8 protein-coding genes are annotated in these 14,664 nt (G+C 39.9%); 5 read left to right on the forward strand and 3 right to left on the reverse strand.

Going from position 1 to position 14,664, the window contains the following annotated elements; all coding sequences use genetic code 11:
* Window positions 1-36 precede the first annotated feature (36 nt).
* A complete protein-coding gene (locus tag V7L20_RS04785; protein ID WP_334742967.1) occupies window positions 37-1,800 on the forward strand; it encodes a serine/threonine-protein kinase in 1,764 nt (587 codons plus the stop codon).
* Window positions 1,801-2,372: 572 nt separating this feature from the next.
* On the opposite strand, the gene V7L20_RS04790 is transcribed toward V7L20_RS04785, so the two are convergent.
* From V7L20_RS04790 to V7L20_RS04800, 3 genes are all read right to left on the reverse strand, one after another.
* Complete coding sequence (locus V7L20_RS04790; RefSeq protein ID WP_334742968.1) at window positions 2,373-3,632, reverse strand: sensor histidine kinase; 1,260 nt, start codon at window positions 3,630-3,632, stop codon at window positions 2,373-2,375.
* 28 nt (window positions 3,633-3,660) lie between these two features.
* On the reverse strand, window positions 3,661-6,090 hold the full coding sequence (locus V7L20_RS04795) for a hybrid sensor histidine kinase/response regulator (RefSeq protein WP_334742969.1): 2,430 nt from the start codon (window positions 6,088-6,090) through the stop codon (window positions 3,661-3,663).
* A 432-nt stretch (window positions 6,091-6,522) separates the two neighbouring features.
* Window positions 6,523-8,658 carry a tetratricopeptide repeat protein gene (locus V7L20_RS04800; RefSeq protein ID WP_334742970.1) on the reverse strand — a complete coding sequence of 712 codons (2,136 nt, stop codon included), beginning with the start codon at window positions 8,656-8,658 and terminating at the stop codon, window positions 6,523-6,525.
* 110 nt (window positions 8,659-8,768) lie between these two features.
* On the opposite strand from V7L20_RS04800, the gene V7L20_RS04805 reads away from it, so the two are divergent.
* The 4 genes from V7L20_RS04805 (at window position 8,769) to V7L20_RS04820 (ending at window position 14,570) form a co-directional block, all read left to right on the forward strand.
* The gene (locus V7L20_RS04805) at window positions 8,769-9,467 is read left to right on the forward strand and encodes a rhomboid family intramembrane serine protease (protein WP_334742971.1); all 699 of its coding nucleotides are present in this window, start codon (window positions 8,769-8,771) and stop codon (window positions 9,465-9,467) included.
* A gap of 207 nt (window positions 9,468-9,674) precedes the next feature.
* Window positions 9,675-12,329 carry a PAS domain-containing hybrid sensor histidine kinase/response regulator gene (locus V7L20_RS04810; protein WP_334742972.1) on the forward strand — a complete coding sequence of 885 codons (2,655 nt, stop codon included), beginning with the start codon at window positions 9,675-9,677 and terminating at the stop codon, window positions 12,327-12,329.
* Between the two features lie 54 nt (window positions 12,330-12,383).
* Window positions 12,384-12,677: a hypothetical protein gene (locus tag V7L20_RS04815; RefSeq protein ID WP_334742973.1), complete on the forward strand. Its 294-nt coding sequence runs from the start codon at window positions 12,384-12,386 to the stop codon at window positions 12,675-12,677.
* A 471-nt stretch (window positions 12,678-13,148) separates the two neighbouring features.
* Window positions 13,149-14,570, forward strand: coding sequence for a polysaccharide lyase family 7 protein (locus V7L20_RS04820; protein WP_334742974.1), 1,422 nt, complete (start codon window positions 13,149-13,151; stop codon window positions 14,568-14,570).
* Window positions 14,571-14,664 lie beyond the last annotated feature (94 nt).

Here is a 14,664-nt window from a genome sequence, read left to right on the forward strand (position 1 = left end):
AAAATTAAATAAAAAGACTTACTGAGTAACCAGAGCATGACCTACCACATAATCGGTAAATTACTACAAGGGCGTTACAAAATTATCCAAAGCCTGGGTGCAGGGGTATTTGGACAAACATACATAGCTGTAGACGTAGATTATCCAGAGAATCCCAAATGCGTTGTGAAGCAGATTAAAGTTAGCAGTTCCGAATCTGGCTATTTGGAGATGCTGAGGTTACTGTTTCAGACTGAAACCCAAACCCTCAAGCTTTTGGGAAGCCATCACCAAATTCCTGAATTTATCGCCTGCTTTGAAGAAAACGAGCGATTTTATTTAGTCCAAGAGTGGATTGAAGGACATGCGTTGGCTGCGGAATTGCCCATCGATCAACAATGGGGGTGTATATGGAGTGAAAGGGAAGTTGTAGAACTCCTGATAGATGTCTTAGGTATTCTGGAATTTGTTCACTCTCAAGGCGTGATCCATTGCGACATCAAACCAGAAAACTTGATTAGACGTAATAGCGATGCCCAACGCAAGTTAGTTTTGATTGACTTTGGCTCAATTCAGTCTATCGATTTTGGCATAGGTGCGGAATTACCCATTTATAGAATTCCTGTGACTTCATTAGGCTATATACCGCCAGAGCAATTTATTGGAGAAACACAGCCTAACAGTGATATTTATGCTTTGGGTATGATTGCTATCCAGGCTTTAACTGGGTTGCAACCACTACAATTAAAAGCCGATTCTTATACTAATGAAATTGTTTGGCGTTCTGAAAATACCCCAGTTAACGATTATCTAGCTGCTGTTCTCAGCCAAATGATCCGCTACAATTACCAAGACCGCTTTCAGTCTGCAAGTGAGGTACTGCGGGTACTCAAACAAATAATATGGGAACAGTCACCAGAAATATTAGAAGCAGATGATGAATTTCCTGTAGAGGCAGCGATTGAAGATGATAATTGTACATCTGGAAATTCATCTCCCTTATTAACAGGAATGAAAGTAGGACTGGCGGCTAATTCTTTAGTGATGGGATTTGGTGTATATTCTTTAATTCATGCTGCGCCTGCATACTCAGAAACAGAAACTTTATCTAAAGCCACACAAGAATATCAAGCAGGAGATTTAGAAGAAGCGATCGCACTTGCTAAATCAATTCCCCCTCACAGCAATGTTTATCCAGAAGCGCAAGCCACAATTGAAGAATGGCAAGAGCAATGGCAAGTAGCTGCACAGCAATACCAAATAGCTCAAACAGCTTTCCATGAAAGCAAATGGTCAGATGTTCTTCATGCTGTTGCTAAAATTCCAAATATTTCATATTGGCAATCTAAAACAGATAAACTAGTTCAGCAAGCATACGTCAATATTGAGGCACAGACACAAGATTTATTAGCAAAAGCTTACGAAAGTGCCGATACAAAAGATTTTTCTACTGCATTACAATATCTGCGGCAAATTCCTAAAGAAACTCGCGCAGGAGCTTTAGTTCAAGATAAGTTGGCTGAGTACAATCGAAAACGCCAAATTAGAGCAGCTTACTTTTTACAAAAAGCTTATAAACAAGCATTTGTTGGTGATTTTGATCAAGCTGTAAAATTTCTCCTAAATATTCCCAACGATACTCTAGTTTATGCTCAAGCTCAAGTTAAATTGAATGAGTATACTCAAAAAAAACGCCTAATAGCTGATTATCAAAAGGTAACTTCTGCAAAAATTAAAAACTCATTTGTGATTAAAAACTCAGCCAATAATATTGAATATTTTAAAAAAGAAAATTACCTACATGAGGTGAATATTCGTTAGTTACAAAAGTATTTAGAGATTTTTAAATGTAAGTAGGGGGACGATGTGTTGCATGGGTGTCAACTTAACGTATAAGCTAGATTTGGCGAACTTTCCGGATTTGACCTTTACCTCCAACCCCTCTGGCAAAATTGGGAGAAGGGAGCAAATTCTTTAGTTCTCCTTCTCCCAAGTTGGAAGAATAGGTTAGGGGATAAGGGTAAAACGTCCTCTCAAAGCAGATTTTTTCTTAAGTTGACACCTATAAATATATTGTGCCCCCAATACTGCGTAGGTTTTGCCTAAAAAATAACTCCAATGTATGTTGGGTTGAGGAACATAGCAAGATTCCGCAGGAAAACCCAAAATTTTTTTTAAGGCTTTGTTGGGTTTCACGACCTTCAACCCAACCGAAAAATTGGCGTTGCTAAATTGAAGTATGAATCTAGATGTAGAGACGTAGCACTGCTACGTCTCTAGAAGGATTTTGGTATTATGCAAAATCATTTTCATACGTGGAATCAGCAACGCCGAAAAATTTAGTATAGAAAGAAATAATGTTTTCCTCTATTGAGTTTGCAAATTCTAATTTATCAGATGGGTAGTTCAATGATAAACTCTATACCTTCACCTGGTTTGGAATCGTATGTGAGCTTGCCGTGATGATTATTAACCACAATTTGGTAAGCAATAGATAGACCAAGCCCTGTTCCTTTACCAACAGGTTTTGTTGTATAAAAAGCATCATACATTTTCATAGTATCTGCTTCTTTTATACCTGAGCCATTGTCGGCTACTCTTAAAATAACTTGCTCTCCAATTGCCTCAGTTTTAATTTTAATAACTCCAGGATTTTGATAAATTGCCTCAATATCTTTATGTTTATATTTTTCTTCAATTGCATCGATCGCATTGCAAATTAAATTCATAAAAACCTGATTAATTTGCCCAGGAAAACATTCAATAAATGGCAAATTTCCATATTCTTTGACTAATTTGATGGCTGGGTGATGAGGATTATATTTCAACCGATGTCCGAGAATGAGTAATGTACTTTCTAACCCTTCATGCAAGTTAGCTAGTTTTTTACCAGCTTCTCTGTGTCGGGAAAAGTTATTTAAATATGATACAATTTCTCTAACGCGATCTGTACCAACATGCATGGATTGAATAATTTTAGATAAATCATCTAACAAAAAGTTGAGATCGCTTTTTTTAATCGCGGTTTGAATTTCATCTGGTGGATCGGGCAGATATTTTTGATAGAGATAGAGTAAACTAACTATTTCCTGCACATACTGTTCAACAAAATTTAAGTTACCAGCTATAAAATTGATGGGATTATTAACTTCATGAGCAATCCCTGCTGTGATTTGGCCTAAAGCTGCTACTTTTTCTGCTTGAATCAGTTGAGTTTGAGTCTTTTCTAATTCGGCATTTTTAGCGATTAAGGTTTTCGTCAAAGTTCTCAGCTTTAAATGATTTTCGATCCGCGCTAAGACTTCTTCATGCTGAAAAGGTTTGGTAATGTAGTCTACGGCTCCCAATTGCAAACCTTTGATTTTATCAGCAGTTTCTGAAAGGGCTGTCATAAAAATGACCGGAATATCTTGGACACGAGGATTGCTTTTTAGCTGTTTACAGGTTTCAAAACCATCGATACCGGGCATCATTACATCCAGCAAGATTAAATCAGGTAAATCATAATTTTCTAATCGCTGAAGGGCTTTTTCACCGCTCCGTGCTACCCAAACTTCAAAACTAGACTGATCCAGAAAGCTGGATAAAACTTGTAAATTAGCAGGGTTATCGTCAACGACTAAAACAATTACCCTCGAAGCAGTGTAATTCATAGAATTATTCTGGTTTTAATACTAATTTTCATAATGTTTTCATTGCATATTGATTCAGAAAATTGATGATTAAATCTTCATCAAATTGCCTTGCTAGCTGTCGTATTTCATTAGCAAATGGTACAAATTTTGTGTCTGTTTCCTCTAGTTTATCAGCCCACTTGAGAATGGCGTTGAAGTTACCTTTACTGGCTAAGGTGACTATTTCCTGTAATACTTGGGGGGAAGGAGGAGTTAATTGAGCAGATTGACTATTTGCTGTAGTTGCTGCTTTGGCTTTTTCTTCATCAGGCTGAGATTGCTTGTAAATCCATACTAAATTTAAATATTGTTTTAGTTGATCCAATAATTCATCTACATGTATAGGTTTGCTTAAAAAGGCGTTACCTCCAGCTTGTAGACTGCGATGTTTGTCGGCTTCAAAGACACTAGCAGAAGAGACGATAATCTTGACATTCTGAATTTCTGGAGTGTGACGCAGGTGTTCAATTAATTCAAACCCATCCATTTCTGGCATTAGCAAATCTGTAATGATTAAGTCTGGCTTGAGGGCGATCGCTATTTCTAAACCTTCTTTACCGTTGCTGGCTTCAACTACATTAAAACCCAGTGGTTGCAGTAAGTTTGTAATCACTGTGCGATTCTCCCAGTGATCGTCAACCATCAGGATGGTGTAGAGGCTACCCTCAAAGCCAATGATTTGGTTTTCTGATCCTGCGATCGCAGATTGTACCCAGTCAGTCGCTTCGGGAATCTCTAACTCAAACCAGAAGCTACTCCCTTGACCGATCTGACTCTTAACATGAATATCGCTACCCATCATCTGTACTAACTGCCGAGTAATAGCTAAACCCAGCCCAGTGCCTTCAGCTTGCCGCTTTTTCTCACCTACTTGTTCAAATGGCAAGAAAATTTTGCTCAAATCTGCGGGAGTTATACCAATTCCTGTGTCTTCTACGGTACAGCGAAGGCGATGTTTCTGCTGATCGCTGGGAGGTTGATCGATGACTTCAATATTGAAAGTAACCTGACCTTCATCTGTAAATTTGATGGCATTTCCCAACAGATTCAATAATACCTGACGTAATCTTTTGACATCAACATAAACCAGTGTAGGTAAGTTGTTCGCGGGTTTATAGACAAACAAAATGCCTTTTTGTTTTGCCCGAATTTGGCATATTTCAACAATTCCTTGGATAAAAGAGGGGAAATGCACATCATCTGGATGCAGTTCTAACTTCTTTGCTTCAATTTTGGATAAATCTAAAATATCATTAATTAATGTCAGTAAATGAGAGCCGCATTGTTCAATAATATTGACGTGATATTGCTCTTGATTAGGTAAAGCTGGGGAACGTAGCAAAATTTGGGCACAACCGAGAATGCCATTCAGGGGTGTTCGCAGTTCATGACTCATGTTAGCTAAAAATTCACTTTTAGCATGGTTGGCTGTATCAGCCGCAGTTTTAGACTTTTTCAGTTCAGCTTGTTCAAATGCCTGCACCTGCCACAATACGGTAATCATGGTGACTGTCAATCCACTGACTATTAAGGCGATTAAATCGAGGAATTGCAATCGAGATTCAATATTTTGGCGGGGAATCACCAAAGCCACAGACCAATTAGCGGCTTGCAACGGCAGATAAGCTACATACTTTTTAGTGCCGTCAATTTCCATTAACTCAATTCCCTGTTGTTTGTGTACCATCCTCTGCGCGATCGCATTTAAATTGCGATCGGCAATTTTCAGCAGGCTGGGTGCAGGTTTTTCTACGGTTGACATTAAGGCCGAGTTAGGATGGACGATTGCTTGTCCTTGGGAATTGAGAGCAAAAGCATAGCTATTCGCACCGTAGTGCAGGGAGTTGACAACCTCTGCAATGCGATCGACTTTCACATTGCCCTGGAAGGCTCCTATCGGTGAACTACTGCTAGCAGAATTTGACCAAATCGGGGTGGAGATCGCAATTAAAGAAATTCCTGTAGAACGGCTAATAAAGGGATCGGAAATGTTGTTCTTTCCTGCAATTGCTTTTTGAAAGTAGTCTCGATCCCGAATATTTTTATTTGTTCGACCAACTTTTGTATTGGAATATGAACCATCCGGGGTAGCTAGTTGGAACAAGAAAAATTCATTGATCCGCTTAACTTCTGCCTTTAAATAGGGTTCTGCCACAGGCCAGTTTAAGGAACGTACAGTTGAAGTATTCGCCAGGGTTTGTACCTCTACTTGGCGAACATGTAACCACTCCTCAATTTCAGCACCCCCTCGCTGTACCTCTAAAAAAGCGCTCTGTCTTAAATCTTTGAGCATCATATCTCTAGTGGCTTGATAGCTGAAATAAGCAGAAATACTGACTACAAGGGTAGTACCGCCAAGAATAAATCGAATTAGTAAATTTCGTGAGGGATAATTTTTTCTGTTAGATGGTGACAGGCTGGAGTTTACTCGGATCAAGGGTTAGCTCCTTAATGGCAATAGCTAGATAAGAAGAAATTCTAGGTTGGTTATCTTTAGATTGCCCAAGAAACTTCCGATGCTCACAGCTTTTGATAAAATAAACAATAAATTTATAGTAATGGCGTGTACAAGAAGTTTTTATTTCAAAATATTCTTTAAAATCAACTAAAATTCCAATTTTTGGCTTCAGAATTTATTCTGAGGTGAGCTAGATGAGAATGAAATAGTCCTGACGAGATACTAGGCCTAGCAACATCCCTAAAGGGTACATCACGAGCCTTAAATTATTTATGCATCTCTACTTCCTAGTACGCCACAGTGTAAAGAGAGCAACCATTTAAAATCCCTAAAGAGCTTATTCCATCATCCTTTTGACTTTTGACACTTCGACTTTGGTCAGTGTTAACTTTTGACTTTTGCCTTGCGGTATTAGGGTGTCGTTTGCGGTGAATTAGTAGCATTAGGAAATGGGAGAACTGGCACAATTAGAGGTTTAGGCTTTGATATTTCGCCTTGTAATTGAATTTGGGCTTGATTGCGAGCGTCTATTGCTTGTTGGTAATTAGACTTGTATTTTATTGCTTGATCGTAAGATGCGATCGCATCTTTAAACTGTTTCAAATTTAATAGGGCATTACCTCTGCTATACCAGCTTTCAGAATGGTCTGGTTTATAACGAACTGCCTTATTATAAGACGCGATCGCATCTTCATATTTTTGCAAAATGTATTGTGAATTTCCCAAATTATACCAAAGCTGATAATCTTTTTGCTTAAGGCTTGCTGCTTTATTATAATATTTTATTGCTTCTTCATCGCGTTGGTTTTGATGCAGTGACCAACCCATATTATACCACGCTTGATAATTACTGGGATTATATTTGATTACTTGATTAAAAGATTCAATTGCTTCTGGATAACGTTGTAAATTGAGCAGTACATTACCTCTAGAAAACCAGGCTTGATAATAACTGGGCTTATATTGCACAGCTTTATCATAAGCTGTAAATGCGTCTTTGTAGCGTCGCAAATTGACTAAAGAATTTCCCCAATTATACCAGGCTTGCTCGTAGTCTGGTTTTAAATCTACGACTTTTTGGTATGCTGCGATCGCTTCTTCATAACGGTTAGAATCTTGTAAGGCTAATCCTTTTTTATACCAAGCTTCATAATTATCTGGTTTGAGTTCAATCGCTTTTTCATAAGATTTAATTGCTTGGTCATATTGATTTAAATTACTAAAAGCTTCACCTTTAGCATTCCAGACTTCCGAGCTTTGATTATTTAATTGTAAGGCTTTGTCAAAAGAGGCGATCGCTTCTTGATATCGCTGTAAATTTTTCAATATAAAACCTCGTCCACTCCAAGCTTCAAAATTATCTGGCTGAATTTGAATTGCTTTATCATACGCCGCTAGCGCATCTTTGTATTTTTTTAATTTAGACAGCGTTTTACCTTGACCATTCCAGCCTTGAGCATAATCTGGTCTAATATTAACGGCTTTTTCATATACTTCTAATGCGTCTTGATAGCGTTGCAAATCAAAAAGGGTATTTCCTTGCTTGGATAATTCTAAGGCGTTATTTGAATTAATGTGATTTAAAATTAATATTGATGCTACTCCGCTAACGCCAATTAGAAATATTGCTAGTAAAATTTTACCCAATATACCTTTTTTCGGTTGAGGTTTGTTGATATTTTTTGGTTGAGAAATAGGAGTTAATGCAATTGTCTGGGCGGGTGGTTGTGTTAATTCTTTCAGCGCTTGTAATGCCACCGTTGCTGAAGCATAGCGTTGGCGAAAGTCGTAACACACCATTTTATCTAAGAATTGAGCGAATTCTGGCGTTACCGTGGCTTGATTGTGCCAGACAAGTTCATTAGTATCGGCATCTTTTGCTATTTCCTCTGGTGATAATCCCGTGAGAGCTTGAATAGCAATTATTCCCATAGCATAGATATCACTGCTTAATTTTGGCGTACCATGAGCTTGTTCTCCAGGAATATATCCAGGCGTACCTATAGCAACAGTACCTTTAATTGAGCCTTCGGGAAGAATCAACTGGGTAGTAATTTGTTTAACTGCACCGAAATCAATTAAGATTAATTTGCCATCTGAATGGCGTCTGAGGATATTTTGCGGATTGACATCACGGTGAATTACATTCTGTTGATGGACAAATTCTAAGATTGTCAAAAGTTCTTGTAAAAGTGAAATTACTTGCTCTTGACTCCAGGTTTTACCTGAGATTAATTCTTGGCTTAGATCATGCCCTTCAATCAATTCCTGTACAAGATAAAATTCGGCATTCTCTTCAAAGTAAGCTAAAAGTTGGGGAATGCGATCATGAGTTCCTAATTTATACAGAACTTGTGCTTCTGTATCAAACAAACGCCTAGCTGTCTCCAAAGTTATGGGATCGCTTGCCTGGGGTTTAAGTTTCTTAACGACACATAGAGGTGAACCGGGTAATTGGGTATCACTTGCCACAAAAGTTTCACCAAAACCCCCACCTCCCAAGTTACTAATAATCTGGTATCTTCCTACAAGCGTGTTTCCCAGCATCTCGTTTGCCTAGTTAAGTGCGATGCGATCTGATTTCAATCTTGCCACACGTTAAGGGGGGTAGGGGAGGCAGGGGGAGAATAATGACTAATGACTAATAACTAATTTATATGATTCCTATTAGTGATAATATTCGTTGTCGCAATAAACCAATTATTAATTACTGGCTGATTGGTATTAATGTTGCCGTATTTTTATGGGAGCTTCAACTAGAATTTAGTGATGGATTAGGCGATTTTATTAATACTTGGGGTGTGATTCCATCTCAGATTAGTGGGGCAATTACAAATGCATTACTTTACAACAATGCTGCTTGGATAATTGTAATTTTGCGAACATTTTCACTACTTTTTGCAATCTTCTTACATGGCAGTTTTAGTCAAATATTGGGAAATCTATTATTTTTGTGGGTTTTTGGTAAGACTGTCGAAAATATCCTGGGGCATGGACGCTATCTCGGATTGTATCTGGCTGCTGGCGCGATCGCATCTTTAGTGCAAATCCTGGCAGAACCTAGTTTGACAGTACCATTGATTGGGGGCAATAGCGCGATCGCAGCTGTTTTAGGAGCATATCTGATGAAGTTTCCTAAAGCTAAAATTGACACAATTTTACCATTAATAATCTTATATATCCCCATCGAACTTCCAGCTTTTTTGTATTTATTTTGGTGGTTTGTGCAACAATTCTTTTATGGCATCGGCAGTTTAAATATTCCTCCTGTTGGCGTAAACCAATCGAGTGTTGTCTTCTGGGGGCAGGTTGTGGGATTATTGATTGGTGCAGGTTTTATGCGTTTGAAGAGATGAGAAAAGATAATTTTTTATTAAATCACCACTAGATGCAAAGTGTCTTGTCGTTAGACATAGCTCTTCATCTCAGAGAATGTCTTTTGGTTAAAACCTTATACACCTTTTGACAGATTACATTTTTTAGCTTCAAAATTCATAATGTTAAAGCTAAGGAATGCCTACTCTTCAAATCGGTATTTGTTTAGTTAGGAAGTGGTGTGCAAGATGCCAAATGTTGATAAAATTAACTTTCAAGCCACTGATGAATTAGTCGCTCTACGGCAACGTGTAGCTGAGTTAGAGCAATCAGAAATATTTTATCAGCAAAGGCAAGCAGCCCTTGAGGAGCAAGTAACAGAGCTACAAAAAAAACTGGCACTTGCATTAGAATATCCCCATATTCAAGCTGTTGAATATGATATTAAGCGGCATTTTGAACAGGGGACATCCACAGCCTTGAATGTACCAACAGATGTAGCAGTCACTTTAGAGCAACTCCAACAAGAAATTGCAGAACTACAGCAGGTAGAAGCCTTCCTAAGAGAGAGTGAAGAACGGCTTAGATTAGCCTTAGATGCTTCCCAGATGGGCTTGTGGGATTGGAATATTGTTACCAATCAAGTTATCTGGTCTGAAAATCATCAAGTGCTTTTTGGTCTGCTTCCAGGTAGTTTTAGTGGCAGCTATGAAAGTTTTCTCAAGTGCGTTCATCCTGAAGATAGACAAGCTGTAAGGCAAGTTATCATCCAGGCTATGCGACAAAAGACTGACTACAACGATGAATTTCGCATAGTTCGAGCAGACCAAAGTGTACATTGGATTTCTGCCAAGGGAAAATTTATCTATGATGATCGCAAACAAGCAGTACGAATGATTGGCGTTTGTATGGAAACTACTGTTTGTAAGCAAGCAGAAGAAAGTACTCGTGAACTCACAACCCAAGTGCAAGAACAGGCAAATATTTTAAATGCCATCCTCACCGCCTCAGTCGATCACATTTATATCTTTAATCGCAAAGGTTGCTATCAGTATGTCAGTCGGGATGCAGCTACTCTATTAGGCTTCAAGCCCCAGGAGATTCTCGGAAAAACTTTACAAGACTTGGATTTACCCACAGACGTTGTAGAGCAGGTAGATAATCAGCGACAAGCTGTGATGAAAACTGGGCAGCCAATCAAGGATGAGTGTAAATATGTTACTTCTGATGAAGTGCATTATTATGAATACATCCTTACACCATTACGGAATTCTAACCAAACTATTGAAGGCGTAATTACAGTTTCTCGTGATATTACCGAACACAAACGAGCAGAAAAAACATTACGTGAAAGTGAAGCGCGATTTCGGCGTTTGTTTGAATCCAACCTAATCGGGGTCGCTTTTTGGAATGTGGATGGCTTTATTCTTGATGCCAATGATGCCTTTCTCCAGCTAGCTGGCTACAGTCGTGATGAATTTGCCACTTTGGGTAGAATTAATTGGAGAGAACTTACTCCTGTTGAATATAAAGATTTAGACGATCGCACCCTTTTGGAAGTGCAAACCACTGGAGTTTCTAGAATTTATGAAAAAGAATATCTCCAGCGTAATGGAAAGCGAGTTCCAATTGTTTTGGGGATGGCCTTGCTGAATGACTCCAAGGATAATGGTGTTGCTTTTGTACTAGATATTACTGATCGCAAATTAGTTGAGCAAGAATGCGATCGCCTCCTCGAACGAGAAATGACAGCACGCCAACAAGCAGAAATCGCCAACAAAATCAAAGATGAATTTCTGGGGGTTCTCTCCCACGAACTGCGAACCCCACTTAACTCTGTTCTGGGGTGGTCGAAAATGTTGCGAACTCGTAATTTTGATGAAAAAACCACTCATCACGCCTTAGAAACCATTGAACGCAACGCCAAGTTACAAACTCAGCTAATTGAAGATTTATTGGATGTGTCTACCATTCTCCAAGGAAAATTAAACTTGAATGTCTGTCCAGTCACCTTGGTAATGGTAGTTGAAGCTGCACTACAGACAGTACAACTCGCAGCACAAGCTAAGTCAATTCAAATTCAAACGATATTTGATCCCACTTTGGGACAAGTGATGGGCGATCCAAATCGGCTTCAACAAGTTGTGTGGAATCTACTTTCCAATGCTGTCAAATTTACGCCAGCAGGGGGACGAGTAGAAATTCGACTGATGGAAGTTGGAAACCAAGCTCAAATTCAGGTCAGCGATACAGGTAAGGGAATTGCGCGAGAGTTTTTACCTTATGTGTTCGATTACTTTCGCCAAGCTGATAGCACAACTACCCGGACATTTGGGGGATTAGGTTTAGGATTAGCGATCGTGCGTAAAGTTGTAGAGATGCATGGGGGAAAAGTTCAAGCTGAAAGTCTTGGAGAAGGATCGGGTAGTACCTTCACTGTTGAGCTACCGCTTTTAGTCATAAGTGAACAGGTGACGCGTGGAGAGAATGAGTCTTTAGATTATGAGCTTGAATCCTCGCTCCTTTTAGATACTCAAGTTTTGGTGGTGGACGATGAACCAGATATCCGCGACTTAATTACCTTTATTTTGCAAGACTACGGTGTACAAGTAACTGCCGTATCTTCAGCACAAGAGGCATTACAAGCGTTGTCTGAGTCGATACCAGATGTTTTAATTAGTGATATTGGAATGCCAAAGACAGACGGTTATATGCTAATGCGTGAAGTGCGATCGCGATCGGTTCAACAAGGAGGAAGCGTACCAGCGATCGCTCTGACAGCTTATGCAGGCGAAATGAATCAGCAGCAAGCAATAGCAGCAGGATTTCAAATGCATATTTCTAAACCAGTAGATCCAGATGTATTGGTGAAGGCGATCGTTGATTTGATAGAGCCAAGCTGATATAAATCAGCGTCCGAGAGGTTTTCTATATATAACTTTAACTTTGTATCAATATTGTTAATCGATGCAATCGCATTGTTAGTCGATGCAATCGCATTGTTAGTCGATACAATTGCGTTGTCAGTCGATACAATTGCGTTGTTAGTCGATACAATTGCATTGTTAGTCGATACAATCGCATTGTCAGTCGATACAATAATTTCCCTTACTAACTTCTTCTACGGCGACGGTTCGTCTAAGAGTTTGAGACACTGCTATCTCCAAAACGTGATCGCTCAAGTTGATAACACTACTAACGGTACTGGTTATCCCTTTGAGAATCGCTATAAGCTGCGTGGGTTGGGTTGAGAAACCTAGACGCCCGGAGGGTAACCCAACCTACGATTCTCCTTAACCTAAGCGTATTTTTTTATAGGCAATGATCACAACCTGACGCGCAATCCTCTTGGCGTGTTCGATACGTTGCTTATTTATATACAATATTACTTACGCATTTACAAAAAATATCATCCATGCGCTCGGGAGCATCCCAAATCTGTAAAAACATATTTTGTCATTGCGAGCGAAATGAAATAGAGCGTAAAGCCTTCTCTTCGAGAGGCTTCGCCAACGGCATAGCTTCGCTTAACGCGGCGAAGCGTCTCGTACAGAAGCAATCGCAACATCTAAACTTTACGATTGCTACCCTACGGGAACGCCAAAGCCAAACACTTCATTCGCAATGACAATCTATCATCTTGGTAAATTTGCTTGCATTGGGATGCTCCCCATGCCCTCTAAGTAACAACTCATTGTTTAACATTCAACAGAGATTAAAAAATGAATACAAAATTTTCAAAGCTGTCTTTTACGATAGGTGTCTCGGCTGCAATGATAGCTAGTGCTTCTGTAGCGTCGCCTACCACTGTATCGTTCAGCGATGCTACTGCCACATCTGTCAGAGATTCGTTTGTTGCGGACAACGCTATTGACAAAAATAAGAATACCCACTGGGAGGCTGACGCTCATGGTGCAACCTGGACTGCGAAATTCAGTAGCTGCCAGCGCGTAGATGATCTGGTGCTTAACTGGTACGGCACGAACAAGTATACCTACAGCGTACAACTTTCCAAAGACAATGGTACAACCTGGACTACTGTGGTTAGTAAAACCTCTGGCAAGGGCAATGAAAACAAGCAAAATCTCACTGACCAACCCGCCAACGCGATCAAGATCGTGGGTGATAGCGATTCTAGATTGCGTATCGACGAATTGAAGATTAATTCCCTGGGTTCGACCGATGGCTGTACGAGCAGTGGTACTTCAAATTCCTCAAATAATGGGAGCAGTGATACTTCAAATTCCTCAAATAATGGGAGCAGTGATACTTCAAATAATGGGAATAGTGATACCTCAAATTCCTCAAATGATGGGAGCAGTGATACTTCAAATTCCTCAAATGATGGGAGCAGTAGTAACGCTCAGTACCCGGCCGATGTGCTTGACCTAAGCAACTGGAAGATCACCCTGCCAATCAGCTTGAATTCCAACTCAAACAAGGCAACGGAAATTAAGCAGCCGCAACTCAAGACATACAGTAATTCAGAATATTTTCGTCTGAATGCTGCGAAGAATGGTGTGCTTTTGAAAGCGATCGCCGGTGGCGCACGTACCAGCACAAGTACCGCTTACCCCCGTTCTGAACTGCGTGAAATGCAGGGTGATGGAACGGAGTCTGCTGCTTGGAGCTGTAATAATACCGATCATGGCATGTATTTAGAACAGACCTTGTTACACACCACCACGAGCAAGCCGGAAGCCACCATCGCGCAGATCCATGACTCAAAAAACGACCTCATGATGGTGAAGTACTTCGGCCCGTCCTTTGCCAACGGCTCGACGGACATCGGCAAGCTTGAAGCCCGCTTTAACAACGACAAGATTACTAAGCTTCTCGACAGCACTTACAAGATTGGCGATCCGATGACTATTGACGTTGCTGTTAGCTCCGGTGGCAATGTTAACGTTACCTATAAAAACCTACGTTCAGGTGTAACCAGTAGTACTGGTACAGTGAAGTTGGCGGGTATCATCGGTTCCTGTTACTTCAAGGCGGGCGTATATATTCAAGCTTGCTCAAAGACTGATATTTACGGCAACAGCAACACTGTGTGTGCGGGCAAGGACTTGTCTGCTGATAAATTCGAGACTAACCCTTACGCTTACGCCGAAATAGAACTACGCGAGATTATCCTACGCTAAGAGGTGATTTATCAAGTAAAAAAGACATTTGTTAACAATGCAAGCCAATGCAATGGCATTGTTAACCGAAACAATCGCATTGTTAACCGAAACA

The organism is Nostoc sp., assembly GCF_036916735.1.
Classification (GTDB): domain Bacteria; phylum Cyanobacteriota; class Cyanobacteriia; order Cyanobacteriales; family Nostocaceae; genus Nostoc.

Bases quoted from the DNA above. Each gene is read 5' to 3' on its own strand.
- V7L20_RS04820 (WP_334742974.1), top strand. From the start codon at position 13,149: ATGAATACAAAATTTTCAAAGCTGTCTTTTACGATAGGTGTCTCGGCT.
- V7L20_RS04790 (WP_334742968.1), bottom strand. From the start codon at position 3,632: ATGAATTACACTGCTTCGAGGGTAATTGTTTTAGTCGTTGACGATAAC.
- V7L20_RS04785 (WP_334742967.1), top strand. From the start codon at position 37: ATGACCTACCACATAATCGGTAAATTACTACAAGGGCGTTACAAAATT.
- V7L20_RS04800 (WP_334742970.1), bottom strand. From the start codon at position 8,658: ATGCTGGGAAACACGCTTGTAGGAAGATACCAGATTATTAGTAACTTG.
- V7L20_RS04805 (WP_334742971.1), top strand. From the start codon at position 8,769: ATGATTCCTATTAGTGATAATATTCGTTGTCGCAATAAACCAATTATT.
- V7L20_RS04810 (WP_334742972.1), top strand. From the start codon at position 9,675: ATGCCAAATGTTGATAAAATTAACTTTCAAGCCACTGATGAATTAGTC.